The organism is Mycobacterium toneyamaense (assembly GCF_055384815.1).
Genome location: NZ_AP040333.1, coordinates 2,561,299 through 2,587,288 on the forward strand (window position 1 = coordinate 2,561,299; position 25,990 = coordinate 2,587,288).

24 protein-coding genes are annotated in these 25,990 nt (G+C 69.0%); 17 read left to right on the forward strand and 7 right to left on the reverse strand.

Annotated elements, in window-relative coordinates; translation table 11 throughout:
- Positions 1-29: 29 nt before the first annotated feature.
- From nicT to ACZ5IQ_RS12375, 4 genes are all read right to left on the reverse strand, one after another.
- The gene (gene nicT / locus ACZ5IQ_RS12360; RefSeq protein ID WP_464481316.1) at positions 30-1,190 is read right to left on the reverse strand and encodes a Nickel transporter NicT; all 1,161 of its coding nucleotides are present in this window, start codon (positions 1,188-1,190) and stop codon (positions 30-32) included.
- A gap of 117 nt (positions 1,191-1,307) precedes the next feature.
- The gene (locus ACZ5IQ_RS12365) at positions 1,308-1,652 is read right to left on the reverse strand and encodes an ArsR/SmtB family transcription factor (protein ID WP_061000198.1); all 345 of its coding nucleotides are present in this window, start codon (positions 1,650-1,652) and stop codon (positions 1,308-1,310) included.
- Between the two features lie 40 nt (positions 1,653-1,692).
- Complete coding sequence (mtr, locus tag ACZ5IQ_RS12370) at positions 1,693-3,069, reverse strand: mycothione reductase (protein WP_464481317.1); 1,377 nt, start codon at positions 3,067-3,069, stop codon at positions 1,693-1,695.
- A 4-nt stretch (positions 3,070-3,073) separates the two neighbouring features.
- A complete protein-coding gene (locus ACZ5IQ_RS12375) occupies positions 3,074-4,108 on the reverse strand; it encodes an alpha/beta hydrolase (RefSeq protein WP_464481318.1) in 1,035 nt (344 codons plus the stop codon).
- Between the two features lie 141 nt (positions 4,109-4,249).
- On the opposite strand from ACZ5IQ_RS12375, the gene mqo reads away from it, so the two are divergent.
- From mqo to ACZ5IQ_RS12430, 11 genes are all read left to right on the forward strand, one after another.
- Complete coding sequence (gene mqo, locus ACZ5IQ_RS12380; RefSeq protein WP_318984334.1) at positions 4,250-5,746, forward strand: malate dehydrogenase (quinone); 1,497 nt, start codon at positions 4,250-4,252, stop codon at positions 5,744-5,746.
- A gap of 6 nt (positions 5,747-5,752) precedes the next feature.
- On the forward strand, positions 5,753-6,220 hold the full coding sequence (locus ACZ5IQ_RS12385; RefSeq protein ID WP_212811805.1) for a GNAT family N-acetyltransferase: 468 nt from the start codon (positions 5,753-5,755) through the stop codon (positions 6,218-6,220).
- Positions 6,220-8,067: a magnesium chelatase subunit D family protein gene (locus ACZ5IQ_RS12390; protein ID WP_212811804.1), complete on the forward strand. Its 1,848-nt coding sequence runs from the start codon at positions 6,220-6,222 to the stop codon at positions 8,065-8,067. The genes ACZ5IQ_RS12385 and ACZ5IQ_RS12390 overlap by 1 nt, the downstream gene beginning before the upstream one ends.
- A 10-nt stretch (positions 8,068-8,077) precedes the next feature.
- On the forward strand, positions 8,078-8,692 hold the full coding sequence (gene cobO / locus ACZ5IQ_RS12395) for a cob(I)yrinic acid a,c-diamide adenosyltransferase (protein WP_212811803.1): 615 nt from the start codon (positions 8,078-8,080) through the stop codon (positions 8,690-8,692).
- Positions 8,693-8,711: 19 nt separating this feature from the next.
- Positions 8,712-10,076, forward strand: a complete 1,365-nt coding sequence (locus ACZ5IQ_RS12400; protein WP_212811802.1) for a cobyrinate a,c-diamide synthase — start codon at positions 8,712-8,714, stop codon at positions 10,074-10,076.
- Between the two features lie 22 nt (positions 10,077-10,098).
- Positions 10,099-11,328 carry a uroporphyrinogen-III C-methyltransferase gene (gene cobA, locus ACZ5IQ_RS12405; RefSeq protein ID WP_212811801.1) on the forward strand — a complete coding sequence of 410 codons (1,230 nt, stop codon included), beginning with the start codon at positions 10,099-10,101 and terminating at the stop codon, positions 11,326-11,328.
- Positions 11,329-11,383: 55 nt separating this feature from the next.
- The gene (locus ACZ5IQ_RS12410) at positions 11,384-12,919 is read left to right on the forward strand and encodes an MFS transporter (protein ID WP_244872949.1); all 1,536 of its coding nucleotides are present in this window, start codon (positions 11,384-11,386) and stop codon (positions 12,917-12,919) included.
- A gap of 33 nt (positions 12,920-12,952) precedes the next feature.
- Positions 12,953-14,320 (forward strand): alpha/beta hydrolase, encoded by a 1,368-nt coding sequence (locus tag ACZ5IQ_RS12415; protein ID WP_212811799.1) that lies wholly within the window; start codon positions 12,953-12,955, stop codon positions 14,318-14,320.
- A gap of 60 nt (positions 14,321-14,380) precedes the next feature.
- Positions 14,381-14,797, forward strand: a complete 417-nt coding sequence (locus ACZ5IQ_RS12420) for a hypothetical protein (protein ID WP_213020312.1) — start codon at positions 14,381-14,383, stop codon at positions 14,795-14,797.
- A gap of 80 nt (positions 14,798-14,877) precedes the next feature.
- Positions 14,878-15,534: a VOC family protein gene (locus tag ACZ5IQ_RS12425; protein WP_212814845.1), complete on the forward strand. Its 657-nt coding sequence runs from the start codon at positions 14,878-14,880 to the stop codon at positions 15,532-15,534.
- A gap of 11 nt (positions 15,535-15,545) precedes the next feature.
- On the forward strand, positions 15,546-17,291 hold the full coding sequence (locus tag ACZ5IQ_RS12430; protein ID WP_464481319.1) for a proline--tRNA ligase: 1,746 nt from the start codon (positions 15,546-15,548) through the stop codon (positions 17,289-17,291).
- Positions 17,292-17,355: 64 nt separating this feature from the next.
- Here the strand turns inward: ACZ5IQ_RS12430 and ACZ5IQ_RS12435 are convergent, their stop codons facing one another.
- The 3 genes from ACZ5IQ_RS12435 to ACZ5IQ_RS12445 form a co-directional block, all read right to left on the reverse strand.
- The gene (locus ACZ5IQ_RS12435) at positions 17,356-18,288 is read right to left on the reverse strand and encodes a type IV toxin-antitoxin system AbiEi family antitoxin domain-containing protein (RefSeq protein ID WP_133426017.1); all 933 of its coding nucleotides are present in this window, start codon (positions 18,286-18,288) and stop codon (positions 17,356-17,358) included.
- Between the two features lie 118 nt (positions 18,289-18,406).
- Complete coding sequence (locus ACZ5IQ_RS12440; protein WP_029118349.1) at positions 18,407-18,880, reverse strand: ferritin-like domain-containing protein; 474 nt, start codon at positions 18,878-18,880, stop codon at positions 18,407-18,409.
- Complete coding sequence (locus ACZ5IQ_RS12445; protein ID WP_133426018.1) at positions 18,877-19,413, reverse strand: hypothetical protein; 537 nt, start codon at positions 19,411-19,413, stop codon at positions 18,877-18,879. The genes ACZ5IQ_RS12440 and ACZ5IQ_RS12445 overlap by 4 nt, the downstream gene beginning before the upstream one ends.
- A 168-nt stretch (positions 19,414-19,581) precedes the next feature.
- Here ACZ5IQ_RS12445 and rimP point away from each other — a divergent pair, with 168 nt between their 5' ends.
- The 6 genes from rimP to ACZ5IQ_RS12475 all read left to right on the forward strand — a co-directional run bounded on the left by rimP (position 19,582) and on the right by ACZ5IQ_RS12475 (position 25,974).
- Positions 19,582-20,136: a ribosome maturation factor RimP gene (gene rimP, locus ACZ5IQ_RS12450; protein ID WP_061006985.1), complete on the forward strand. Its 555-nt coding sequence runs from the start codon at positions 19,582-19,584 to the stop codon at positions 20,134-20,136.
- A complete protein-coding gene (gene nusA / locus ACZ5IQ_RS12455; protein WP_133426019.1) occupies positions 20,133-21,170 on the forward strand; it encodes a transcription termination factor NusA in 1,038 nt (345 codons plus the stop codon). The genes rimP and nusA overlap by 4 nt, the downstream gene beginning before the upstream one ends.
- Positions 21,171-21,337: 167 nt before the next feature.
- The gene (locus ACZ5IQ_RS12460; RefSeq protein ID WP_306307993.1) at positions 21,338-21,544 is read left to right on the forward strand and encodes a DUF448 domain-containing protein; all 207 of its coding nucleotides are present in this window, start codon (positions 21,338-21,340) and stop codon (positions 21,542-21,544) included.
- Positions 21,545-21,677: 133 nt separating this feature from the next.
- On the forward strand, positions 21,678-24,521 hold the full coding sequence (gene infB / locus ACZ5IQ_RS12465; protein WP_133426020.1) for a translation initiation factor IF-2: 2,844 nt from the start codon (positions 21,678-21,680) through the stop codon (positions 24,519-24,521).
- On the forward strand, positions 24,522-24,998 hold the full coding sequence (gene rbfA / locus ACZ5IQ_RS12470; RefSeq protein WP_060999649.1) for a 30S ribosome-binding factor RbfA: 477 nt from the start codon (positions 24,522-24,524) through the stop codon (positions 24,996-24,998).
- A complete protein-coding gene (locus ACZ5IQ_RS12475; protein ID WP_464481320.1) occupies positions 24,973-25,974 on the forward strand; it encodes a DHH family phosphoesterase in 1,002 nt (333 codons plus the stop codon). The genes rbfA and ACZ5IQ_RS12475 overlap by 26 nt, the downstream gene beginning before the upstream one ends.
- Positions 25,975-25,990: the final 16 nt, after the last annotated feature.

Genomic DNA, 25,990 nt, shown 5'->3' on the forward strand with positions numbered 1-25,990 from the left:
CGCCTTACCCGCCATGGATTTTGTCGCCACTATGCGGGGTCTGCGAAGGCGGGCTCGGTGAGTTTTGCCGACCAGCGTTCTTCGACGTTGCCGAAACGCCACACGGCCAGCGCGGTGAGCCAGGAGACCACGAACAGGGCGACGATGCCGTAGCCGACGAAGTCGAGGTTGATGTTGGCAATCCAGGCCAGGGGCCCCGCGTCGATTCCCAGGCGCTCGGCGATGACGCCGACGAGTTCGATGGTGCCGATCACCAGCGCGACGGCGACGGAGATCGAGGTGATGGTCAGGTTGTAGAACACCTTGCGTACCGGTTTGGCGAAAGCCCAGCCGTAGGCGTAGTTCATGAACACGCCATCGGTGGTGTCCATCAGGCACATTCCGGCCGCGAACAGGATCGGTAGTACCAGGACGGCGTAGAAGGGCAGATTGAACGCCGCGGCGCCGCCCGCGAGGACGAGCAGGCCGACTTCGGTGGCGGTGTCGAACCCGAGCCCGAAGAGCACGCCGATCGGATAGATGTGCCAGGGCTTGGTCACGGATTTGGTCAACCCGCCGAGGAATCGGTTCATGAAGCCGCGGGAGGCGAGGTGCTTTTCCAGGGCCGCCTCGTCGTAGTGGCCGCGGCGGATGTCCCGGAAGACCTTGATGATGCCCACCAGGGCAACAAGGTTCAGGATGCCCAGGATCCACAGAAAGATGCCCGAGACAGACGGCCCGATCAGCGCGGTGACGGTGTGCAGTGTGGACCGTTCGTCTTCGACGGGCCCGACGAGAGCCTTGACTCCCAGTGCCAGCAACAGGGACAGGGCGAACACGATGGTGGAGTGCCCGAGGGAAAACCAGAACCCCACCGAGAGCGGCTTGCGATCCATCCCGTTGTCGAGGTTGTCGGCGATCAACTTGCGGGTGGTGTTGTCCACCGCGGCGATGTGGTCGGCGTCGAAGGCATGCCGGAGCCCGAGGGTATAGGCCAGGATTCCCACGCCCACCGTGAAGACCGGATGGTCTCCGCCCAGGTGATAGTTGTTGGGCGCGATGAACGCGAAGAGCACCACGAAGCCCACCGCGTGCAGTAGGACGATGAATCCGTACATCCCCCAAAGGGATTGCTTGTCGCCCCGGGACAGGCTGCGGCGGAACTGGGCCAGCCCGGATGCGGTTCGATCGGTCACGTCGCTGGTTGTCATGTGACCGTCCCCCATCGTGGTGTGTCCGTGCGGGCACCCACAATCGGGGCTCAGGAGCACTTTCGGATCAGGCTATCCACCACCTGTTCACCTGTCCACGTGAACAGATATCTGCCATCAGCCGTGCTGTGCGCCGAGCCAGTGCAGCAATTCGTGCACTGTGTCATCGGCCAGCCGGTAACTGACGGTGCGCCCCACTCGGGTGGCCGTCACCCAGTGCTGGCTGCGCAGAACGCGCAGTGCCTGGGATACCGAGTTCTCAGATCGGCCGACCGCGGCGGCGAGATCGCCTACGCAGATTCCGGGAGCGCGATGCAGCGCCAGCAGGATGTCCAGACGATGCGGGTCCGAGAGGAGTTCGAACCGCATCGACCATGCGGCTGTGTCGACGTCGGCACGAGCAGACTTCGCCGAATCGACTTTCGCCGCATCGACCTTTGCGGCTGCGTCCGAGTCGCTCATCAGCACAATCTAGCCATAGCGCTCGGCGACTGGCACGGCGTCAGACCAAGCCCAGCAGCGCGTTTTCGATCACCTCGGACAGCGCCGGGTGAATCCAGTACTGGCCGCGGGCCACGTCCTGTGCCCGCTGTCCGAACGACATCGCCTGGATCAGGGGCTGAATCAGTGACGACGCCTGATAGCCCATCAGGTGCGCGCCCAGAATCCGGCCGGTGCCGCGCTCGCCGATCAGTTTGACGATGCCCGTCGTGTCCTCCATGGCCCAGCCGTACGCGGTGTCGCCGTACTCCTGCACCTTGACCACGACGTCGAAACCGGCTGCGCGCGCCTCGGCTTCGTTCATGCCGACCATCGCGACCTGCGGGTCGGTGAACACCGCGGCGGGCACGAACCGGTGGTCGCTGGCCACCAGCTCGCCGTCCCAGTCGCGCAGCAGGTTCTCCTTCACGGTCCGGGCCTCGTGGTTGGCCACGTGCTTGAGCTGGTGGTGCGACGAGACGTCACCCAGCGCGAAAACCCCACGCGCCGTGGTGCGTTGGAACTCGTCGACGACGACGTAGCCGTCGTCGTCGAGGCCCACCCCGGCGAGCTGCACATCGAGCAGATCGCCGTTGGGCACGCGGCCGGTGGCGACCAACAGGGCGTCGGCACGCAGGGTCTCGCCGTCGTCGAACTCGAGCACGACGCCGTCACCATCGCGCTGTGCGCCGACGACGTTCTCCTGCGTCCGCAGATCCCATTTCTTGCCGACGACCGTGCTGAACCGCCGGCAGATCTCCTCGTCGCAGCGCCGCAGCAGCCGGTCGCCGCGCAGGACGATGGTCACCTTCGAGCCGAGGGACGAGAACACATGCGCGAACTCCACCGAGATGAAGCCGCCGCCGATGATCACCAGATGGTCGGGCAGCGCCGGGATGCGCATGATGTCGTCGCTGGTGAAATACGGGACGCCGGAGCCGGCGATGTTCGGGGGAATCCAGCTGCGCGAGCCCGCCGCGATGACCACCTTGTCGGAGCTGAACTCGTCTCCCGCGGCGGTCCGCAACGTGTAGGTGCCGTCGGGCAGCGTCGGCCCGAAGCGGGTGTGGCTGCCGTAGACCGTGACGTTCGGCAGTCCGCGGCGGTACTCCTCGCCACCGGCCGCGATGGGGTCGATTCGGCCGAAGACGCGCTCGACGATGTCCGGCCAGCGCACGCCGTCGAGGTGCGAGTCGACGCCGAACGTCGCGCTGTGCCGGATGGTCTGCGCCACGTCGGCGGCGTAGACGAACATCTTGGTGGGGATGCACCCGACGTTGAGGCAGGTGCCGCCGAAGGTGCCCTGCTCGCAGATCGCGACCTTCAGACCGTCGTACCGCTCGTCGAGCACGCTGTTGCCCGAGCCGGTTCCGATGATGGTGACGTCGTAGTGCTCCATGAGTTCAGGCCTGTTCGTGTTGCGTTGTGCGGGAGACCGCTTGGGGGAGATACCAATCCAGCCAGTGGTTCAGCTCGCCGAACGCGACGGCACGCGGCGCCGGGAGCGACAGGAACACGTCGTGTTTGGCGTCGGGGACGGGGACGACGGTGCTGCGGCTGCCGACACATCCCGCCCAGCGGGCGATCTGGCTGACGTCCAGCACGGCGTCGCCGCGCTCCATCCCGACCGAGGTCGTGGTCTCGGCGACGGTGTGGTCCGAGCGCAGAATCAGATTCGGCACCCCGACGTCGAGTCCGCGATGCAGCTGCAGTTGTCCGCGCCGGATGGCGTTGATCCAGCCGACGGTGACCGGGAAGCCGCCCAACGGTTTCCAGTCCAGGTTGTAGTCGAACTCGCCGCCGTGGTCGCGGTGCAGGCTGGTGCCGTAGCCGCCCTCGGTCGGCTGGCGGATCACCGCCAGCTTGCGGAAGCGGGCCAGTGCCCGCAGGGTGCCGGACACCGGAGCCGAACGCAGGACCGCCGGCCCGTGCAGATCGAAGAACGGGCTGTTGAGGATCAGGCCCGTCACGCGGTGGGCCGCCAGTGCGCTGTCGCGGCGCAGTCGGTCGGCGAACAGCGTCGCGATCAGTCCGCCGGCGGAGTGGCCGTACAGGCACACCCGGGCGCCGGCGGTGTCCGCGGCGATGAGCTGCAGGGCCCGACGGAGTTCGCCGTGGTATGACGCCAGGTCGGTGGTGAAGTGCGGGGTCTGTCCGGGGCGCCGCGACCGTCCGCACTTGTGCAGGTCTATCGCGTAGAACGCCATGCCTCGGGCGGCGAAGCGATCGGCGAGCTCGGTGTGGAAGAAGTAGTCGGTGTAGCCGTGGACCACCAGCACGGCGTGCTCGGCCCGGCCCGGCTGACCGCGCCGCACGACGGTGGCGACCAGGTCGCCCTCGCCGTCGGGGTCGGGACCCAGTGCGATGGTCTGCTGCCAGTACCCGGGCAGCACGTCCGGCTGCCACTCGGGTTGTCCCTGTGGCTCCTGCGGCGTCACGTGTTCAACCCTAACTGCGACGAACATCATGGTCGATGGGAGGAGATAGCGCGTCAGCGGCGAAAGCGGTCGCGATAACCTTGAGCACCGAGCATCCGTCAATACCGGCGGGTAACCCGAGTGCGAAGGACGAGCGATCACGTGTCGAATGCAAACGTAGCTGGGAGCGCACAGACCGACGTCGTCCTCGTGGGCGCGGGGATCATGAGCGCCACCCTCGGGGCACTGATCCGGCTGCTCGAGCCGGAGTGGTCCGTCACCATGATCGAGCGCCTCGACGGCGCCGCCGCCGAGAGCAGCGATCCGTGGAACAACGCGGGCACCGGCCACTCGGCGCTGTGCGAGCTCAACTACACGCCGCAGAACTCCGACGGCACCATCGACATCAAGAAGGCCGTCACCGTCAACGAGCAGTTCCAGGTGACGCGGCAGTTCTGGGCGTACGCCGTGGAGAACGGCGTGCTGCCGGACGTCAAGAGCTTCCTCAACCCCATCCCGCACGTCAGCTTCGTGCACGGTGCCGACAACATCGACTACCTGCGTAAGCGGCGCGAGACGCTGGTGACCAACCCGCTCTTCTCCACCATGGAGTACATCGACGACAAGGACGAGTTCGCCCGCCGGCTGCCGTTCATGGCCGAGCAGCGCGACTTCAGTGAACCGGTCGCACTGAACTGGACCACCGACGGCACCGACGTCGACTTCGGTTCACTGTCCAAGCAGCTCATCGGGTTCGCCGCGCAGCGCGGCATGGAGACGCTGTTCGGGCACGAGGTGACCAACCTCAGCAAGCAGTCCGACGGCAGCTGGAAGCTCAACGTCGTGAACCGGCGCACCGGCGACCGGCAGAAGATCAACGCCAAGTTCGTGTTCCTCGGCGCCGGTGGCGGTGCGCTGCACCTGCTGCAGAAGGCCGGCATCCCGGAGGCCAAGGGCTTCGGCGGTTTCCCGGTCGGCGGCGCGTTCCTGCGCACCGACAACCAGGACCTGACGGTCAAGCACCAGGCCAAGGTGTACGGCCAGGCATCGGTCGGCGCCCCGCCGATGTCGGTGCCGCACTTGGACACCCGCATCATCAACGGCCAGTCCTGGCTGCTGTTCGGGCCGTTCGCCGGCTGGTCGCCGAAGTTCCTCAAGCAGGGCTCGATCACCGACCTGCCGTTGTCGGTCAAGCCCAACAACCTCGCGTCGATGCTCGGTGTGGGCGTCACCGAATTGGGCCTGGTGAAGTACCTGCTCGAGCAGCTGGCCCTCAGCGAGGGTGAGCGGGTCGATTCGCTGCGCGAATTCGCCCCCAGCGCAGTCGATTCCGACTGGGAGCTGGATGTCGCGGGTCAGCGCGTGCAGGTGATCCGCCGCAAGGGCATCGGTGGCGTGCTGGAGTTCGGCACCACGGTCCTGACCGCCGAGGACGGCCGGATCGCCGGTCTGCTCGGTGCGTCGCCGGGCGCCTCCACCGCGGTGCCGGCCATGATCGAGGTGCTCGAGCGCTGCTTCGGCGACCGCTACCAGACCTGGCTGCCCAAGCTCAAGGAGATGGTGCCGTCGCTGGGCGTGAGCCTGTCCGGCGAACCCAAGCTGTACCGCGAGGTGTGGGACTGGGGGACCAAGGTGCTCAAGCTCGACCAGCCGGCCTGATCGCGCATGACGGTCGCGCCGAGGCGCAGCTGGGCCAAGGATCTCGATGCCGCAACGCTTTACGAGCTGCTCAAGTTGCGGGTCGAGGTCTTCGTGGTCGAGCAGGCGTGCCCGTACCCCGAACTCGACGGCCGCGACCTGCTGGCGGAAACCCGGCACTTCTGGCTGGAAAGCCCTGACGGAGAAGTCATCTCGACGCTGCGGCTGATGGAGGAACATCCCGGCGGTGAGAAGGTGTTCCGCATCGGCCGGGTGTGTACCAAACGCAGCGACCGGGGGCAGGGCCACACCACCCGGTTGATGCAGGCGGCCCTGGCCGAGGTGGGTACCTACCCCTGCCGGATCGACGCCCAGACCTATCTCGAGGACATGTACGCCCGCCACGGATTCGTCCGCGACGGTGAAGAATTTCTGGAGGACGGCATACCGCATGTGCCGATGATCAGACCAGGTCTGGGAGCGGGGCAGCAGTAGTGACCTATCCGTTCAGCGCGCTGGTGGGCCAGGACCAGCTCCGGCTGGCGCTCATCCTGTGCGCGGTGCGTCCCGATATCGGCGGCGTGCTGATCCGCGGCGAGAAGGGCACCGCGAAATCGACCGCGGTGCGTGGTCTGGCCAAGGTACTGGCCGCCGTGGACGCCGACGCCCGACTGGTGGAGCTGCCGATCGGCGCGACCGAGGACCGCGTGGTCGGGTCGATCGACCTGCAGAAGGTGCTGCGCGACGGCGAACACGCCTTCTCGCCCGGCCTGCTGGCCCGCGCGCACGGCGGCGTCCTGTACGTCGACGAGGTGAACCTGCTGCACGACCACCTGGTCGACGTGCTGCTGGATGCCGCTGCCATGGGTCGGGTGCACATCGAGCGTGATGGCGTCTCGCATTCGCACGAGGCCCGATTCATGTTGGTGGGCACCATGAATCCAGAGGAGGGGGAGCTGCGTCCGCAGCTGCTCGACCGTTTCGGATTGACCGTCGACGTCTACGCCTCCCGGGACGTCGACGTCCGGGTCGAGGTGATCCGGCGCCGCATGTCCTACGAGGCCGACCCGGCCGGTTTCGCCGAGCGGTACGCCGTTGATGACGCCGAGCTGGCCGGCCGGATCGCCAAGGCCCGTGCCGCGGTGGCGTCGGTGTCGTTGCCGGACAACGAGTTGCGCCGGATCGCGGCGCTGTGCGCGGCGTTCGACGTCGACGGCATGCGTGCCGACCTGGTGGTGGCCCGCACGGCCGTCGCCCACGCCGCCTGGCGCGGCGCGTCCGCGGTGGATGCGGAGGACGTCCGGGTCGCCGCGGAACTCGCGCTGCCGCACCGGCGCCGTCGCGACCCCTTCGACGACCCGGGCCTGGACCCGCAGCAGCTCGACGACGCCATGGCGCAGGCCGAAGCCGAAGCGCAATCTCAGCCGGAGCCGGATCCCGAATCCGATCCGCCGGGCGGCGGCGTCTCCGCGGACAGCTCGGAAGAGGCGGCGCCGCAAGGAAACTCGGCCGGGCCCGGCAGTGCGTCGCGGCCCAGTGCGCCGCCGTCGGCGACGTTCCGGACCCGGGCGCTGGTGGTGCCCGGCGTGGGGGAGGGCGCTCCCGGCCGGCGGTCGCGGGCGCGCAACCGCACCGGCACCCCGATCTCGGCGACTGACGACGCCCAGGCCGGACACGGCGTGCATGTGTTCGGCACGCTGCTCGCCGCGGCCGACCGCAGGCCACAGGCCGGACGCCTGCAGGTGGCCCCCACCGACGTCCGCCACGCGATTCGCGAAGGGCGCGAAGGCAATCTGGTGATCTTCGTGGTCGACGCGTCGGGCTCCATGGCCGCGCGGGACCGCATGTCCGCGGTCAGTGGCGCGACGCTGTCCCTGCTGCGTGATGCCTACCAACGCCGCGACAAGGTCGCCGTCGTCACCTTCCGCGGCGCCGAGGCCGCCCTGCTGTTGCCGCCGACGTCGTCGGTGCACATCGCGAGCCGGCGCCTGGCCCGTTTCGACACCGGCGGGAAAACTCCGCTGGCGCAAGGGCTTCTGGCCGCGCGGGATGTGGTGCTGCGCGAGAAGACCCGGGACCGGGCCCGTCGTCCGCTGGTGGTCGTGCTGACCGACGGCCGCGCCACGGGTGGCCCCGATCCACTCGGCCGGACCCGGACCGCCGCCGGCCTCCTCGTCGCCGAGGGCGCAGCCGCCGTCGTCGTCGATTGCGAAACCTCCTATATTCGACTGGGATTGGCGCAGCAGTTGGCCGGCCAGCTCGGTGCGCCCGCCGTGCAACTGGCGCAGCTGCGCGCCGACAACCTGGCCCGTGTGGTCCGGGCCGGGCAAGCCGCCGCGTAAGGAAACTGTTATGCCACAAGGACAACCGCTCGTCGTCCCCAACGACGGACTGACCACCAGGGCGCGCCGCAACGCGCCGATCCTGGCCGTGCACACCGGCCCGGGCAAGGGAAAGTCCACCGCCGCCTTCGGGATGGCACTGCGCGCCTGGAACCAGGGCTTCGACGTCGCGGTGTTCCAGTTCGTCAAGAGCGCCAAGTGGAAGGTCGGCGAGGAAGCGGCATTCCAGACGCTCGGCCGCCTGCACGACGAGCAGGGCGTCGGGGGACCGGTGCAGTGGCACAAGATGGGCTCGGGCTGGTCGTGGACGCGCCGGCAGGGCTCCGACGAGGACCATGCCGCTGCGGCCGTCGAAGGCTGGGCCGAGATCTCGCGGCGGCTGGCCGCCGAGCAGCACGACTTCTACGTACTGGACGAGTTCACCTACCCGCTCAAGTGGGGCTGGCTCGACATCGATGAGGTGGTGTCGACGCTGACCCGGCGTCCCGGCACCCAACACGTCGTCATCACCGGCCGCGACGCCCCGCCGCAGCTCCTCGACGCCGCCGACCTGGTGACCGAGATGACCAAGGTCAAGCACCCGATGGACGCGGGCCGCAAGGGCCAGCGCGGCATCGAATGGTGAGTTCTCCCGCGGGGACGAAGTGACCACGAATCCCGTCCCGGCGGTCGTGATCGCGGCGCCGGCGTCGGGTAGCGGCAAGACCACCGTGGCCACCGGCCTGATGGGTGCCCTGCGCCGCGCCGGCCACACGGTGAGCGCCGCGAAGGTCGGCCCCGACTTCATCGATCCGGGCTATCACGCACTGGCCACCGGCCGGCCGGGCCGCAACCTGGACCCGGTCCTCGTCGGCGCCGAACTGATCGGTCCGCTCTACCGGCACGGCAGTGCGGGCGCCGACGTCACCGTCATCGAGGGCGTCATGGGCCTGTTCGACGGCCGCATCACCGAGCAGGCGATGTCGCCGGCGCCCGGGTCGACCGCCCACGTCGCCGGGCTGCTCGGCGCGCCGGTGGTGCTGGTCGTCGATGCCCGGGGACAGAGCCAGAGCATTGCCGCTCTGCTGCACGGCTTTTCGACGTTCGACCGAGCTGTGCGGATCGCCGGGGTGATCCTCAACAAGGTCGGCTCGCCGCGGCACGAGGAGGTCTTGCGGCAGGCCTGCGAGCAGGCGGGCGTCCCGGTGTTCGGCGCCATCCCGCGCAACAGCGGGCTGGAGATTCCGTCGCGGCATCTCGGTCTGGTCACCGCCGTCGAACACGGCCGCCGGGCGCACGAGGCCGTCGACGTCATGACCGAGCTCGTCGCCCGCCACGTCGACATCGAGGCGGTGGCCCGGTGTGCCGGGATCGGCACTCTTGAACCGCAGTGGGCTCCTGAGCTGGAGTCCGGTCCGGCCGCAACGGTCGCGCTCGCCGCCGGCAAGGCCTTCAGTTTCGGGTACGCCGAGCACGCCGAGCTGCTCGAGATGGCCGGCGCCGAGGTCGTGGCCTTCGACCCACTCAGCGACCCGCTGCCGGATGGCACGCAGGCGCTCGTCATACCCGGTGGTTTCCCCGAGCAGTTCACCGCGGAACTGTCGGCCAATGCCGTTGTCCGCGAACAGATTGCCGCGCTGGCGGCCTCCGGCGCGCCGGTGCATGCCGAGTGTGCCGGGCTCACGTACCTCGTCGACGACCTCGACGGGCACCCAATGTGTGGCGTGCTGTCCGGCTCGGCGCGCTTCACCGAACGGCTGACACTGGGCTACCGCGATGCCGTGGCAACGGTCGACTCCAGCATGCACGCCGCGGGGGAGCGCGTCACCGGCCACGAATTTCACCGCACCACAGTCGAATTCGCCGAGCAGCAGCCGCCGGCTTGGGTTTTCCGGGGCGCTGGGCAGGCCACCGTGCACGACGGGGCCGTCCGCGGCGGCGTGCACGCGGGCTACCTGCACACCCATCCGGCCGCGCATCCGCACTCGGTGCGTCGGTTCGTATCGGCGGCAACTAAACTCGCCGAGTGATACTGCGCACGCGAGGAGCAAAATGACGTCCCAGCATGCCTACCTCGTGGGGCTGCATCTGTCCGGCAAGAAGGTCGTGGTCGTGGGTGGCGGCAGCGTCGCCCAGCGCCGCCTGCCGCTGCTGATCGCCAGCGGCGCCGACGTCCACGTCGTGGCGCCCGCTGCCACCCCGGTGGTCGAAGCACTCGTCGACAACCCCGACGGCACCGGCATCACCTTCATCTCGCGGGAATTCCAGACCGACGATCTCGACGGTGCCTGGTACGTCCTGGCCGCGACCGACGACGACGCCGTCAACGCCGCGGTGGCCGCGGAAGCCGACCGCCGCCGCATCTTCTGCGTCCGCGCCGACGCCGGCCAGGAAGGGTCGGCGGTGACCCCGGCGTCCTTCGAATACGACGGGCTGACGGTCGGTGTGCTGGCCGGCGGCGAGCACCGGCGCTCGGCGGCGCTGCGCACCGCCATCCACGAGGCGCTGCAGCGCGGCGCCATCGGCGACGCCGCCGAACCCGACAGCTACCGCGGTGTGGCCCTCGTCGGCGGTGGCCCGGGGGACCCCGAGCTGATCACCGTCCGCGGTCGCCGGCTGCTGGCCCACGCCGACGTGGTGGTGGCCGACCGGCTGGCCCCGCAGGAGCTGCTCGCCGAACTCGGCCCGCACGTCGAGGTGATCGATGCCGCCAAGATTCCGTACGGCCGGGCGATGGCCCAGGACGCGATCAACGCCGTCCTGATCGACCGGGCCAAGGAGGGCAAGTTCGTGGTCCGGCTCAAAGGCGGTGACCCGTTCGTCTTCGCGCGCGGCTATGAAGAGGTGCTGGCATGCGCCGACGCCGGCATTCCGGTCACCGTCGTACCCGGTGTGACCAGCGCCATAGCGGTTCCGGCCCTGGCCGGCGTTCCCGTCACCCACCGGGCCGTGACGCACGAATTCGTGGTGGTCAGCGGCCACGTCGCGCCCGGGCACCCGGAATCGTTAGTGAATTGGGACGCACTGGCCGCGATGCGCGGCACGATCGTGCTGCTGATGGCCGTCGAGCGCATCGAGCTTTTCGCGAAGGTTCTGCTGCAAGGGGGCCGACCTGCGGAAACACCGGTGCTGGTGGTTCAACACGGGACGACGGCGGCACAGCAGACGCTGCAGACCACGCTTGCCGACGCGGCGGAGGACATCCGTTCGGAGGGCATCCGGCCCCCCGCGATCATCGTGATCGGGGACGTCGCGGCCTTCGCAGGGTTAAAGAAATCTTAAGATTACTGTAAGGTAGCTTTCCATGACGGCTCTCAACGACGCTGAGCGCACCGCCATGGCACACAGCCGCCGCGAACCGCTCACGATTCACGTGGGGCAGACCGAGGACGAACGAAAGAGCTGGTATCCAGCTTGGCTTCCGTCCCCCCGCTTTCTTTCCGCGGTCATCGCCATCGGTGGCATGCAGCTGCTGGCCACGATGGACAGCACCGTCGCCATCGTTGCCCTTCCTAAGATTCAGGACGAGCTCGGGCTTTCCGATGCCGGCCGCAGCTGGGTGATCACCGCTTATGTGCTGACGTTCGGTGGTCTGATGCTGCTCGGTGGCCGCCTCGGCGACACCATCGGCCGCAAGCGCACCTTCATCGTCGGTGTCGCGCTCTTCACCATCGCTTCCATCCTGTGCGGTGTCGCGTGGGACGAGACGACCCTGGTCATCGCCCGGCTGCTGCAGGGTGTCGGTTCGGCGATCGCCTCGCCGACCGGCCTGGCGCTCGTCGCCACCACCTTCCCGAAGGGTCCGGCCCGAAACGCCGCCACCGCGATCTTCGCGGCCATGACCGGCGTCGGCTCGGTGATGGGCCTCGTCGTCGGCGGCGCGCTGACGGTGTTCTCGTGGCGCTACGCGTTCCTGGTGAACGTGCCGATCGGCCTCGTCATGATCTACCTGGCCCGCACCACGCTGACCGAGACGTCCCGCGAGCGCATGAAGCTCGACGCGGCCGGCGCCATCCTGGCGACCCTGGCCTGCACCGCGGCGGTGTTCGGCTTCTCGATGGGGCCGGAGAAGGGCTGGCTGTCCCCGCTGACGCTGGGCTCCGGCGCCGCGGCGGCCGTGCTGTTCCTGGCGTTCCTGTTCGTCGAGCGCAGCGCCGAGCACCCCGTCGTGCCGTTCAGCCTGTTCCGGGACCGCAACCGCGTGGCCACCTTCGCCGCGGTCTTCCTCGCCGGTGGCGTGATGTTCACGCTGACCGTCCTGATCGGCCTGTACGTGCAGGACATCATGGGCTACAGCGCGCTGAAGGCCGGCATCGGCTTCATCCCGTTCGTCATCGCGCTCGGCATCGGTCTGGGCCTGTCGTCGCAGCTGGTGGCGATGTTCTCGCCGCGCGTGCTGGTGATCGCCGGCGGCATCCTGGTGCTCGCCGCGATGATCTACGGGTCCACCCTCAACGGCGGTATCCCGTACTTCCCGAACCTCGTCATCCCGATCACCGTCGGTGGTTTCGGTATCGGCATGATCGTGGTGCCGCTGACCGTCTCGGCCATCGCCGGCGTCGCGCTGAGCGACATCGGTCCGCTGTCGGCCATCGCGCTGATGCTGCAGAACCTGGGTGGGCCGGTCGTGCTGGCCGTCATCCAGGCCGTCATCACGTCGCGCACGCTGTACCTCGGCGGGACCACCGGTCCGGTCGCCAAGATGAACGCCGCGCAGCACACGGCACTCGACCACGGTTACACCTACGGCCTGCTCTGGGTCGCTGCGGTGGCGGTGATCGTCGGCGTGGTGTCGCTGTTCATCACCTACACCGCCGACGAGGTTGCGGCGGCGCAGGACACCAAGGAAGCGCTGGACGCCGGCGAGCTGTAGCTCGATCTCGACGTAGCTTCCTGGAGGATCGGCGTGCCTTCGTTCGTCACCCATGCGTCGCTGACGCATGGGTGGCTTCCGTTTCTGATCCAGCTACTGACTTTCGCGGCACTGTGCTGTGCGGTCGGGCGACGGTCGCGGCAGTGGAGCATCAGCCGGCTGCCGTGGGCACTCGCGGTCGGCGTCGCGTGCGCGGCCGGTCTGTACTGGTACATCACTTCGCTCGGTATCGCCGGCGACCCGGCCCCGGTACTGCTGTGGATCTGGACGGCGCTCGGCGGGTTCGCCGCCACGGTCCTGATCCTCGGCTGGCGCGGATCCCCCTGGCGGCGCCGCGGGGTGGCCCTGCTCGCGGTGCCCCTGTGCGCACTCTGCGCGCTGCTGATGATGAATGTCTGGGTCGGGTACTTCCCGACCGCGTACGTGGCGTGGCACAAGTTCACCGTCGGCAAGGTGCCCGACGAGGTGGACCGCTGGACGGTCACGGCCATGCAGCTCAAAGGCATCCGGCCGCCGCGCGGTGTCGTGGTGCCCATCGTGACCACCTCGCAGGAATCGAACTTCACGCACCGCGCCGAACTCGTCTACCTGCCACCGGCATGGTTCGCGAGCAATCCGCCGCCGCAGCTGCCGACGGTGATGATGATCGGCTCGCAGCTGAACACCCCGGCGGACTGGATCTGGGCGGGCAACGCCAAGGCCACGATCGACAACTACGCGGCGGCCCACGGCGGTGAGGCGCCGGTGTTCGTCTTCGCCGACGCCACCGGCTCGTTCAACAACGACACCGAATGCGTCAACGGCAGCCACGGCAATTCGTCGGTCCACCTGACCAAAGAGGTCGTTCCGTATCTCATCTCGAACTTCGGCGTCAGTCCCGAGCCGGAGAAGTGGGGCATCGTCGGCTGGTCCATGGGCGGCACCTGCGCGGTGCAGCTCACGACGCGCCATCCCAACCTGTTCAGCGCGTTCGTCGACATCGCCGGGGACCTGAGCCCGAACATCGGCAGCAAGGACCAGACCATCGCCAAGCTCTACGGGGGTGACGCGGCCAAATGGGCCGAGTTCGATCCGAGCACCGTGATGCGGCAGTACGGCCGGTACCACGGCATCTCCGGGTTGTTCGAGATCCCCGGCACCGTCGCGGCCTGCCACGCACCCGGCCCCGGTGTGCCGCGCGATGCGCGCGCGAATCCGGAGGGCCAGGACATCGCGGCCGGCACCTTGTGCGAAATCGCCCAGCAGCACGGCATCAACGCCGACATCCGGGCCCTGCTCGGCCTGCACGACTGGGGCTTCGCCAACGAGGCCTTCGCGGATTCGCTTCCGTGGGTGGCAGGCAAGCTGCGCACGCCGGGAGCCGCGGCACCGGCCGGCTCGCACGCCGTCCCGACGCTGTAAGGGCCGTCTGCTTCGTCGCCCGGTGGCCCGCGCTCCAGGTTGCGCTGCTATTGATGGTGCATGACTGCAATGCGAGCCCGAGCTGTGATCGTGGCGGCTGTGCTCGCCGCGACGGTGATCACCGGGTGCCAGCGCCCGCCGGCTCCCGGGCCACAGGCCGGTGCGCTGACGGGCGCCCCGATCCTCAACACCGTCACCGCGCAGGCCGTGGTGCGGGACATGGGTGCCGCGGGACTGCCGGTGGCCCACCCGCGGGATGTGGCCAAGCAGAAATGCCCCGACATCAAGTGCATCGAGGCCATCGAGACCGACACCGTGACGGTGCTGGTGTTCTCCACGACCGGCGCTGCCGAAGGGTATGCGGGAGCGACGCCGGGCACGTTCCAGGCGATGAACATCGTCCTGCAGTTCGGCCCGACGGTCAGCGTGGCGGACAAGACCGCATACGAGCAGGTGGTGAACAAAGCACTGCTCTGAGCACGTCGGACGCGCCGCAGTGCTATGCATGAGGCATGACCGCCAGGGGGGTTCGACATGGTCGCGGGGGCCGAATCATGATGCTGCGGCAGGAGATTTCGGATGCGGTAAATCCGCTGGGGTGGCGCCTGGTGCTCGGTGCCGTCTACACGGAGGTGCCGGTGGTTGGCTTGGGCGCGGCGGCGGCGCTCGCGGCCGCGGTGGTCGAGGAGACCGGCCCAGAGGCGCAGGGCCACTTGACGGTCGACGTTCGCGCCGACCGGATCGTCATGCGGCTGCGCTCGGCCGACGGGGTCACCGCGCACGACATCGCGCTGGCACGCCGCATCTCTGAATCACTCGCCGAGCGCGGCGCGGCGACCACGCCGGGCGACGTCGCGGTACAGGCGATCGAGATCGCGATCGACGCCATGGACATCCCCGCGGTGCGCCCGTTCTGGAAGGCCGTCACCGGCTACGTCGACGAAGCGGGGCCGTCGGATCTGAGCGGGGGACTCGTCGATCCCGCCGGCCGTGGCCCCGCCCTGTGGTTCCAGCAGATGGATGTGCCACGGCCGCAACGCAACCGCATTCACCTCGACGTCGACGTCCCGCACGACCGGGCGTCCGCACGCATCGCGGCGGCACTGGCGGCGGGCGGGGTGCTGCTCAGTGATCGGGCGGCACCCGCGTTCTGGGTGCTCGCCGACGCCGAAGGCAATGAGGTGTGTGTCTGCACCTGGCAGGGCCGCGATTAAGCTGGCCACCCGTGATCACCCGCATGTCCGAGCTGTTCCTGCGCACGCTGCGCGACGACCCCGCCGACGCCGAAGTGCCGAGCCACAAGCTGCTGATCCGGGCCGGCTACGTCCGCCCGATCGCGCCCGGCCTGTACAGCTGGCTGCCACTGGGCCTGAAGGTGCTGCGCAAGATCGAGGACGTCATCCGCAGCGAGATGAACGCCATCGGCGCACAGGAGATCCTCTTCCCGGCGCTGCTGCCGCGGGCCCCCTACGAGGCCACCGACCGCTGGACCGAGTACGGCGACAACCTGTTTCGCCTGCAGGACCGCCGCAAGAACGACTACCTGCTGGGGCCCACCCACGAGGAGATGTTCACCCTGACGGTCAAGGGTGAGTACTCGTCATACAAGGACTTCCCGCTGCGGCTGTACCAAATCCAGACCAAGTACCGCGACGAGGCCCGCCCGCGTGCCGGCATCCTCCGTGGCCGCGAGTTCATCATGAAGGACTCGTACTCGTTCGACATCGACGACAGCGGACTCAAGGACGCCTACCACGCCCACCGCGAGGCCTACCAGCGCATCTTCGACCGGCTGGCGGTCAAGTACGTCATCGTGTCCGCGGTGTCGGGCGCCATGGGGGGCAGTGCCTCCGAGGAGTTCCTGGCCGAGAGCGAGGTCGGTGAGGACACCTTCGTGCGCTGCCTGCAGTCCGGCTACGCGGCCAACGTCGAAGCCGTCGTCACCGCGGTGCCCGATTCGCTGCCGATCGAGGGCCAGCCCGAGGCCGTCGTCTACGACACGCCGGACGCCCCGACCATCGCCACCCTGGTCGAGTGGGCCAACACCGTTGACCTCGGCCGCGAGATCACCGCCGCCGACACATTGAAGAACGTGCTGCTGAAGGTGCGCCAGCCGGGCGGCGAGTGGGAACTGCTGGGCATCGGCGTGCCCGGCGACCGTGAGATCGACGAAAAGCGCCTGGCCGCGGCGCTCGAGCCCGCCGAGTACGCGCTGCTCGACGACGCCGACTTCGCCGCCAACCCGTTCCTCGTGAAGGGCTACGTGGGTCCGAAAGCCTTGCTGGAGAACGGCATTCGATTCCTGGTGGACCCGCGCATCGTCGACGGTTCGTCGTGGATCACCGGCGCTGACGCGCCCAACAAGCACATCGTCGGCATGGTGGCCGGCCGCGACTTCGTCGCCGACGGGACCATTGACGTCGCCGACGTCCGTGACGGCGACATGTCACCCGACGGCGCCGGCCCGCTGGTCTCGGCGCGCGGTATCGAGATCGGGCACGTCTTCCAGCTCGGCCGCAAGTACACCGACGCCTTCAGCGCCGACGTCCTCGGCGAGAACGGCAAGCCCGTCCGCCTGACCATGGGCTCCTACGGCATCGGCGTCTCGCGCATGGTCGCGGTGATCGCCGAGCAGCACCACGACGAGCTCGGCCTGCGCTGGCCGAAAGCCGTCGCACCCTTTGATGTGCACCTCGTCATCGCCAACAAGGACGCCGAAGCGCGCACCGGCGCGACCGAGCTGGCCGGGGAACTCGACCGGCTCGGCCTCGACGTGTTGCTCGACGACCGCACCTCCTCGCCGGGTGTGAAGTTCAAGGACGCCGAGCTGCTGGGCGTGCCGTGGATCGTCGTGGTCGGCCGCGGCTGGGCCGACGGCACCGTCGAGCTGCGCAACCGGTTCACCGGCGAGAAGACCGAGGTGCCGGTCGACGGCGCCGCGGCTGCCATCACGGCTGCGCTGGCGGGGTAGTCGTCAACGCCGCGGATTGCAGTCACCAGGTGACTGCAATCCGCGGCGTTGACGTATGACGGGGTCAGGCTGCCAGATAGAGGCGGGTGTATTCGCATCCCGGCCCACAGGCATGGCCACTGACGCCGATCCCATGCTGTCGCATCACCTGAGCGATCTTGGCGGCAGTCTGACACGATCGGTCGAACACCTGTTGATAGGTGAGCCGGACGGTTGCCCGGCCATCGACCGCGGCATCGAGGTCGCGCTCGAAATCTTTGTTCCGTGCGCATGCCGAGTCGTGAAACAGGCGGCCGTCGAGTTCGACAACGAGCCGTTCCGCGTATTCGGTGTCGCGGTAGACCACGCCGGCCGAGGAGACGGAGCGGGTCTGCCGCTTGGCCCGAGGCAGGCCATGCGCTCGCTCGATGCGATTGCGGTATCCGTATTCGAGAACTGAGCAAGTTCCTTCGGCAATGTCGACCAGAACTGCGCGCAGCCACCGCCGACCGCGTATGCGTTGGCGGGCATCGAGGACTCGCAAAAGACGGTCTGCCGTGGTGCGCCGCGACTGGCAGGCATCGGCCAACACCGCGACGGCATCCAAACCCGTTGCGCGGGAAGCAACGTCAAGCGCGGCTTCCTCGTACCGCAACCGTGGCGGCCCCACGTTCCACAGCACCCGGCCGTCCAGGTGGTCGACGTGGTGGATACGTACTCCTTCCGGTTCGACCAGCTTGGCCCGATGGCGCGAGACTGCGACATGGATCAGCGGGCCTTCGATCGTCAAGGCGGACTCGAGACACAATGCGGCCGGCGCCGCGTAAAGAACCGCAGCCCACGCACGTTGCAGCCAGGTCAGAGGTCCGGTGTGGTCGATGTAAACGCCGGGGTGGACCCGTGCCCATTCGTTACGCCTGAGCAGTCGTCGGATGTGGTGGTCCTGCAGCCCGGCATCGATGACTTGGCGACGCGAAATGACGCCCGCCTGCTGGCGAACCACTTCATCGATGTCCACGCGATCGATGCTGGCCGATCGACGCTGTCCGGACCAGTCTCCTGGTCGCCGGCCTGTGGATAACCACTTACGCCGCGGATTGCAGTCACCAGGTGACTGCAATCCGCGGCGTTGACGGCTAGGACTGCTCGGCGCCGCCGGGGAACGCCACGACGGCCGGCGTCACGCCGAGGGCCGCGCGCCACCGGGCGGCCAGCACCGCGCAATCGGTGAGGGCCTTGACGGCGAGGGTCCGGTCTTCGGTGGTGGTGGCCTGCTCGGCCACCGCGCGCCAGGCGACGGCGGTGTCCTCTTCCATCTGCAGTGCCAGCTTGCTCGCGTCGGCGGGGTTGTTCGCGTCGATGGGCAGCTGATAGCCCGCGGCCGGCAGCGGAGCCGGCACCGATCGACCGGCCAGCGCGGTGATACCGGCTTCGCGGTTGGCCCGGTGCTTGGCCATGGCCTCGGCCACCAGATCGTTGACGTCCGGCGTGGTGTGCGCCGACACCAGGCCATAGCCGTAGATGGTGCCGTGCTCGGTGGCGATCGCGTCGTACAGCGCAGCGTCGGCGGCGCTGCCCGGGCGGGTCGGGGTCGGTTGCGGGCTGGTCATGGCGCGGCCTGTCCGGCGAGGGTGACGGTGTGTGCCGCGGTGCACGCGGCGGCGATCGAGGCCAGCAGCCCGGCCCGGTAACCAGATTGGCCGGCCGCGGCGCGGCCCGCGCTGTCGGCGGCCTGCTCCAGCGCCGCCACGACTTCCTGCGGTGCCGGGGGCGCGGGTGCGGGGGTGGCGCCAGGCGTCGTCGCCGCACTCGTGGTGGGTGACGTCTCGGTGGTGGACGACGGTGCGGCGGGCGGCGGGCTGCCCATCCGGGTCAGTTCGTCGGACAGTGCGCGGGCATGTGCGTCCCGCAGCGCCGCGACGGACGTGAGCGCCGGCGCCGACTGCGGCGGCACGCCGGTGGCGGCGGAGGCGGCCAGTTGACTGTCGCGGCGGGCGCGGTCGAGTTCGGCGGTCAGGATGTCCAGGGCGGGATCACGCTGCGGTGCCGATCCGCAGGCCGACGCCGCGCCGCCGAGCAGCGCAAGTGCCGCCGTGCCCAACAGGACACGCCGTCGGCTGACGGTGGTTTCGGTGTGCGGCACAGCCACATCCTGCCATTGCCGACAGCGCCTTCCCGGCACCGCGGCGCCGGATGTTCTCCGGTGCCGCGGTCGCGATTGCCATTCGGCCATGCGCTGCTGGCGTATCGTTGTTACCGGGTTCACCCTTCTGGGGGCCCTGTCCGCACAACTCAAGATGAGGAGCTCGCCGTGGCCCGGGACACGCCGGAACGACCGCTGCAACCCAGTCGGTTACCGACCACAGGCCAGGTGCTTGAGCTGCTCAGCAGTGCTTTTGCGGACGCCGGATACGACATCGAAGATGTGCGGGTGGACGCTGCCGCACGGCCGCCGCGCATCGTCGTGGTGGCCGACGGTGACTCGGGTCTGGACCTCGATGCGGTCGCCGATCTCTCGCGCGTCGCATCCGAACTGCTGGACCAGGTGACCGCGGAATCCGAGCCGTATGTGCTGGAGGTCACCTCGCCCGGCGTGGAGCGTCCACTGACCGCGGAGCGGCACTACCGCCGCGCCCGTGGTCGCAAGGTCGAGCTGACCCTGGCCGACGGCACGTCGCTGACGGGCCGGCTGGGCGAGCACGACGGCAGCGCGATCCAACTGGTCGTCGCCAACCGCGGAGTGCTGTCGGTGACGACCGTCGCGCTCGCGGACATTACGAAAGCTGTTGTACAGGTTGAATTTTCACCACCCAATCGCCGGGAACTGGAGCTGGCGGGTATGACCGGAGAGGGGGCCGACGGATGAACATCGACATGGCGGCACTACATGCCATCGAGGCGGACAAAGGAATCAGCGTCGACGTCGTCGTCGACACCATCAAGACGGCGCTGCTGACCGCGTACCGCCACACCGACGGGCACGAGCCCGACGCGTACATCGACATCGACCGCAAGTCGGGCATCGTGCGGGTGATCGCCCGCCAGACCGACACCGACGGGACCGTCATCCACGAGTGGGACGACACCCCCGAGGGATTCGGCCGCATCGCGGCGACCACCGCGCGTCAGGTCATCCTGCAGCGGTTGCGCGACGCGGAGAACGAGAAGAACTACGGCGAGTTCTCGGCGCGTGAGGGCGACATTGTCGCCGGCGTGATCCAGCGCGACGCCCGGGCCAACGCCCGCGGCCTCGTGGTGGTGCGGGTCGGTACCGAGGCCAAGGGGTCCGAGGGCGTCATCCCGGCCGCCGAGCAGGTGCCGGGGGAGAGCTACGTGCACGGCGACCGCGTGCGCTGCTACGTCGTCGGGGTCACCCGTGGCGCACGCGAACCCGTCATCACGCTGTCGCGGACGCACCCCAACCTGGTCCGCAAGCTCTTCTCGCTCGAGGTCCCCGAGATCGCCGACGAGTCGGTCGAGATCGTCGCGGTGGCCCGCGAGGCCGGGCACCGGTCCAAAATCGCCGTCGCGTCGCGGGTGCCGGGGCTCAACGCCAAGGGTGCGTGCATCGGCCCGATGGGTCAGCGCGTGCGCAACGTGATGAGCGAGCTCTCGGGCGAGAAGATCGACATCATCGACTACGACGAGGACCCGGCGAAGTTCGTCGCGAACGCGCTGTCGCCGGCCAAGGTCGTGTCGGTGACGGTGATCGACGAGGCGCAGCGCGCGGCGCGGGTCGTGGTGCCCGACTTCCAGTTGTCGCTGGCGATCGGCAAGGAGGGCCAGAACGCCCGCCTGGCGGCGCGACTCACCGGTTGGCGCATCGACATCCGCAGCGACGCCGACGGTCAGGGCGCGCCGGCAGCCCCGGGAGGCCGCAGCAGCGGCCACGATCGCTGAGGCGAAAACCCGCAGTTACCGGCGGCGTGTCGGGGCCGCGACCGCGATTGAAGTTCAAGGGCCCCGAGACGGTAGACTGCACTGTGATCCAGCGCGAGACTCCGACAGCTCCGGTGCGTACCTGCATCGGCTGCCGGAAACGAGAGCTGGCCGTCGACTTGCTTCGAGTGGCCGCTGTACGCGACGGGAACGGTAAATGCGCCGTCTCGGTCGATTCAGCGGGTAACCTGCCGGGTCGGGGTGCGTGGTTGCACCCGGTTCAGCAGTGCCTCAACGCGGCAGTTCGGCGGCGAGCATTCGCCCGAGCGTTGCGCATCACCGGTTCGCCGGACACCTCTGCGGTCGAAGAGTTCTTCAGTGCCTTACCGGCCTGACGGACCCGGAACGCCACAGCAACAGAACAGGTAGCGAAGAACATGAGCACACCGTGAAGTCCCGATGACCATGCGTCATAGCTAAACCGAGGCGCGGCCTACCCACCGCTGACGCCTCACGACGAGGAGAGAAGTGGCAGCAGGTAAGGCACGCGTACACGAGTTGGCCAAAGAACTCGGTGTCACCAGCAAGGAAGTGCTCGCCCGACTGAGCGAACAGGGCGAATTCGTCAAATCAGCATCGTCGACCGTCGAGGCCCCTGTGGCCCGCCGGTTGCGCGAGGCATTCGGCGGCGGCAAGCCCGCCAAGTCCGAGGCACCGGCCGCCCCCGCGGCCAGGCCGTCGGGTGCCCCGAAGCCCGGCGCACCCAAGCCGGCTCCCGCCGCGGCACCCGCCGCGCCGGCGCCGGCAGCTCCGGCCGCAGCAGCTCCGGCACCCGCAGCACCGGCAGCTCCCGCCGCCGGTGGCCCCAAGCCCGGCGCACCCCGCCCCGCGGCTCCGCAGGCCCCGGCTCCGGCTCCCGCAGCGCCCGCCGCTCCGGCAGCGTCCGCGGCCCCGGCCACCCCGGCTCAGCCGCGTCCGGCCACCCCGGGCGCGACCCCGGGTCCGCGTCCCGGCGCACCCAAGCCCGCTCCGCGGGCTCCGCGTGTCGGCAACAACCCCTTCTCTTCGCAGCAGCCGGTCGAGCGCCCGGCCCCGCGTCCGGCTCCCGGTCCCGGTGGCCCGCGTCCGGGTCCCGGCGCCGGCGGTCCCCGTCCTGGCGGCGGCCCGCGTCCGGGTGTCACGCCGGGCAACATGCCCCCGCGTCCGCCGGGGGCCCGTCCGGGTGCCGTCGGTCGTCCGGGTGGTCCGCGTCCTGGCCCCGGTGGCGGTCCGCGTCCCGGTGGTGGCCCTCGTCCCGGCGGTGCCGGTGGCGGCGGTAACTACCGCGGCGGTGGCGCCGGCGGCGGCGCAGGTGCCGGTGCCGGTGGTGGCTTCCGCGGTCGTCCCGGTGGCGGCGGCGCTCCCGGTGGCGGTGGTCCCGGTGGCGGCGGCGGTCGTCCCGGTCAGCGCGGCGGTGCCGCGGGTGCCTTCGGGCGTCCCGGTGGCGCGCCCCGTCGTGGCCGTAAGTCGAAGCGCGCAAAACGCGCCGAATACGAGAACATGCAGGCCCCGATCGTCGGTGGCGTGCGGTTGCCGCACGGCAACGGCGAGGTCATCCGCCTCGCTCGCGGCGCGTCGCTGAGCGACTTCGCCGAGAAGATCAACGCCAACCCGGCTTCGCTGGTGCAGGCGCTGTTCAACCTGGGCGAGATGGTGACCGCCACCCAGTCGGTGGGTGACGACACCCTGGAGCTGCTGGGCAGCGAGATGAACTACGTCGTGCAGGTCGTGTCCCCGGAGGACGAGGACCGCGAGCTGCTCGAGTCGTTCGACCTCACCTACGGCGAGGACGCCGGCGACGAGGACGACCTGGCCAGCCGGCCGCCGGTGGTCACCGTCATGGGCCACGTCGACCACGGTAAGACGCGACTGCTGGACACCATCCGTAAGGCGAACGTCCGCGAGGGCGAGGCCGGTGGCATCACCCAGCACATCGGCGCCTACCAGGTGCTGACCGAGCTGGACGGCAACGAGCGTCTGGTGACGTTCATCGACACCCCGGGTCACGAGGCGTTCACCGCCATGCGTGCCCGTGGTGCCAAGGCCACCGACATCGCGATCCTGGTGGTCGCCGCCGACGACGGCGTCATGCCGCAGACGGTGGAGGCCATCAACCACGCGCAGGCCGCTGATGTGCCGATCGTGGTGGCGGTCAACAAGATCGACAAGGAAGGCGCGGATCCGCAGAAGATCCGGGCGCAGCTGACCGAGTACAACCTGGTGGCCGAGGATTACGGCGGCGACACCATGTTCGTGGACATCTCGGCCAAGCAGGGCACCAACATCGACGGTCTGCTCGAAGCTGTGCTGCTCACCGCGGACGCTTCGCTGGACCTGCGGGCCAACCCCGACATGGAGGCCCAGGGTGTGGCCATCGAGGCGCACCTGGACCGCGGTCGCGGCCCGGTCGCCACGGTGCTGGTGCAGCGCGGCACGCTGCGCGTCGGTGACTCGGTGGTCGCCGGTGACGCCTACGGCCGCGTCCGCCGCATGGTCGACGAGCATGGCGAGGACGTCGAAGAGGCGTTCCCGTCGCGTCCGGTCCAGGTCATCGGTTTCACCTCGGTGCCCGGCGCCGGCGACAACTTCCTGGTTGTCGACGAGGACCGCATCGCCCGCCAGATCGCCGACCGGCGCAGCGCGCGCAAGCGCAACGCGCTGGCCGCACGCTCGCGCAAGCGCATCAGCCTGGAAGACCTGGATTCGGCGCTGAAGGAAACCAGCCAGCTGAACCTGATCCTGAAGGGCGACAACTCGGGCACCGTCGAGGCGCTCGAGGAGGCCTTGATGGGCATCCAGATCGACGACGAGGTGGAACTGCGCGTCATCGACCGCGGTGTCGGTGGCGTCACCGAGACCAACGTCAACCTGGCGTCGGCGTCGGATGCGATCATCATCGGCTTCAACGTGCGTGCCGAGGGCAAGGCGACGGAGCTGGCGAACCGCGAAGGCGTGGAGATCCGGTACTACTCGGTGATCTACCAGGCCATCGACGAGATCGAGAGCGCGCTCAAGGGCATGCTCAAGCCGGTCTACGAGGAGAAGGAGCTCGGCCGCGCCGAGATCCGCGCCATCTTCCGGTCGTCGAAGGTCGGCAACATCGCTGGTTGCCTCGTGCAGTCGGGCATCATGCGGCGTAACGCCAAGGCCCGCCTGCTGCGCGACAACATCGTCATCGCCGAGAACCTCACGGTGTCTTCGCTCAAGCGTGAGAAGGACGACGCCACCGAGGTGCGCGAAGGTTACGAATGCGGTCTGACGCTGACCTACAACGACATCAAGGAAGGCGACGTCATCGAGACGTACGAGCTCGTCGAGAAGGCTCGGACGTAGGTGGCGGATCCAGCACGCGCCAAGCGATTGGCCAAGCGCATTTCGACGATCGTCGCTTCGGCGATCGAGTACGAGATCAAGGATCCGCGGCTCGACGGCGTGACGATCACCGATGCCAAGATGACCGGTGATCTGCACGACGCCACGCTGTACTACACGGTCATCGGGACCAGCCTCGACGAGGAGCCGGATTATGCCGGTGTCGCGGCTGCCCTCGAGAAGGCCAAGGGTGCGCTGCGCTCGAAAGTCGGTGCGGGAACCGGGGTTCGGTTCACCCCGACGCTGACTTTCGAGCGTGACACCGTGCCCGATGCGGCTCTGAAGATGGAGGAGCTGCTGGCCCGGGCCCGCGCCGCGGACGAGGACGTGGCGCGCATCCGCGAAGGTGCCAAGCACGCCGGTGACGCCGATCCGTACCGTGTGGTGGGGGACAGCGATTCCGAGGATGCAGGTGACGGCGATCGAACCGACGACTGAGATTCGGCCGCAGGGCGCGCGGGTTGACGCGCGCGGTGCGGCCGATCTGCTCGGTGCGGTCGACAGCGTCAGCGTAGTTGCCCACGTCTACCCCGACGCCGACACCATCGGGGCGGGCCTCGCGCTCGCATTGGTGCTCAGCGAAGCCGGCAAGGATGTGCAGGTCGGCTTTGCCGCTCCTGCGACCGTGCCGGACTCGCTGCAGACCCTGCCCGGCGGGCACCTGCTGGTGCCGCCGGATCAGATGCGGCCCGACGCCGACCTGGTGGTCACCGTCGACATCCCGAGCGTCAACCGCCTGGGGTCGCTGGCCAAGCTGGCCGATCCCGGGCGGCAGGTGCTGGTGATCGATCACCACGCCTCGAATCGGTTGTTCGGCACCGCGAATTACGTTGACCCGTCGGCTGATTCGACCACCATGCTGGTGGCAGAGCTGCTGGACGCCTGGGGTAAGCCGATCGAGCTGCCGGTGGCGCACTGCCTGTACGCCGGGCTGACCACCGACACGGGGTCGTTCCGCTGGGCCAGTCCGCGGGCCTACCGGCTCGCGGCCCGGCTGCTGGACATCGGCGTCGACAACGCCGCCGTCAGCCGCGCGCTGCTCGACACCCACCCGTATTCGTGGCTGCCCATGCTGTCCCGGGTGCTGTCGACGGCGTGCCTGGTGCCCGATGCCGCCGGCGGCAAAGGCCTGGTGTATGCCGTTGTGTCACACCAGGAATACGTGGCTGCCCGATCGGAAGAGGTCGAGAGCATCGTGGACATCGTGCGCACCACGTCCGAGGCCGAGGTGGCCGCGGTGCTCAAGGAGATCGAGCCGGGGCAGTGGTCGGTATCCCTGCGGGCCAAGACCGCGGTCGACGTGTCGGTGCTGGCGAGTCCCTTCGGCGGCGGCGGCCACCGGTTCGCGGCGGGCTACTCACCGACCGGAACCACCGAAGACGTCGTCGCGGCCCTCGTCGCCGCCCTTTCTTGATCCCGCGAGCGGCCGT

Bases quoted from the DNA above. Each gene is read 5' to 3' on its own strand.
- nicT (WP_464481316.1), bottom strand. From the start codon at position 1,190: ATGACAACCAGCGACGTGACCGATCGAACCGCATCCGGGCTGGCCCAG.
- ACZ5IQ_RS12365 (WP_061000198.1), bottom strand. From the start codon at position 1,652: ATGAGCGACTCGGACGCAGCCGCAAAGGTCGATGCGGCGAAAGTCGAT.
- mtr (WP_464481317.1), bottom strand. From the start codon at position 3,069: ATGGAGCACTACGACGTCACCATCATCGGAACCGGCTCGGGCAACAGC.
- ACZ5IQ_RS12385 (WP_212811805.1), top strand. From the start codon at position 5,753: ATGACGGTCGCGCCGAGGCGCAGCTGGGCCAAGGATCTCGATGCCGCA.
- cobO (WP_212811803.1), top strand. From the start codon at position 8,078: ATGCCACAAGGACAACCGCTCGTCGTCCCCAACGACGGACTGACCACC.
- cobA (WP_212811801.1), top strand. From the start codon at position 10,099: ATGACGTCCCAGCATGCCTACCTCGTGGGGCTGCATCTGTCCGGCAAG.
- ACZ5IQ_RS12410 (WP_244872949.1), top strand. From the start codon at position 11,384: ATGGCACACAGCCGCCGCGAACCGCTCACGATTCACGTGGGGCAGACC.
- ACZ5IQ_RS12420 (WP_213020312.1), top strand. From the start codon at position 14,381: ATGACTGCAATGCGAGCCCGAGCTGTGATCGTGGCGGCTGTGCTCGCC.
- ACZ5IQ_RS12425 (WP_212814845.1), top strand. From the start codon at position 14,878: ATGCTGCGGCAGGAGATTTCGGATGCGGTAAATCCGCTGGGGTGGCGC.
- ACZ5IQ_RS12440 (WP_029118349.1), bottom strand. From the start codon at position 18,880: ATGACCAGCCCGCAACCGACCCCGACCCGCCCGGGCAGCGCCGCCGAC.
- nusA (WP_133426019.1), top strand. From the start codon at position 20,133: ATGAACATCGACATGGCGGCACTACATGCCATCGAGGCGGACAAAGGA.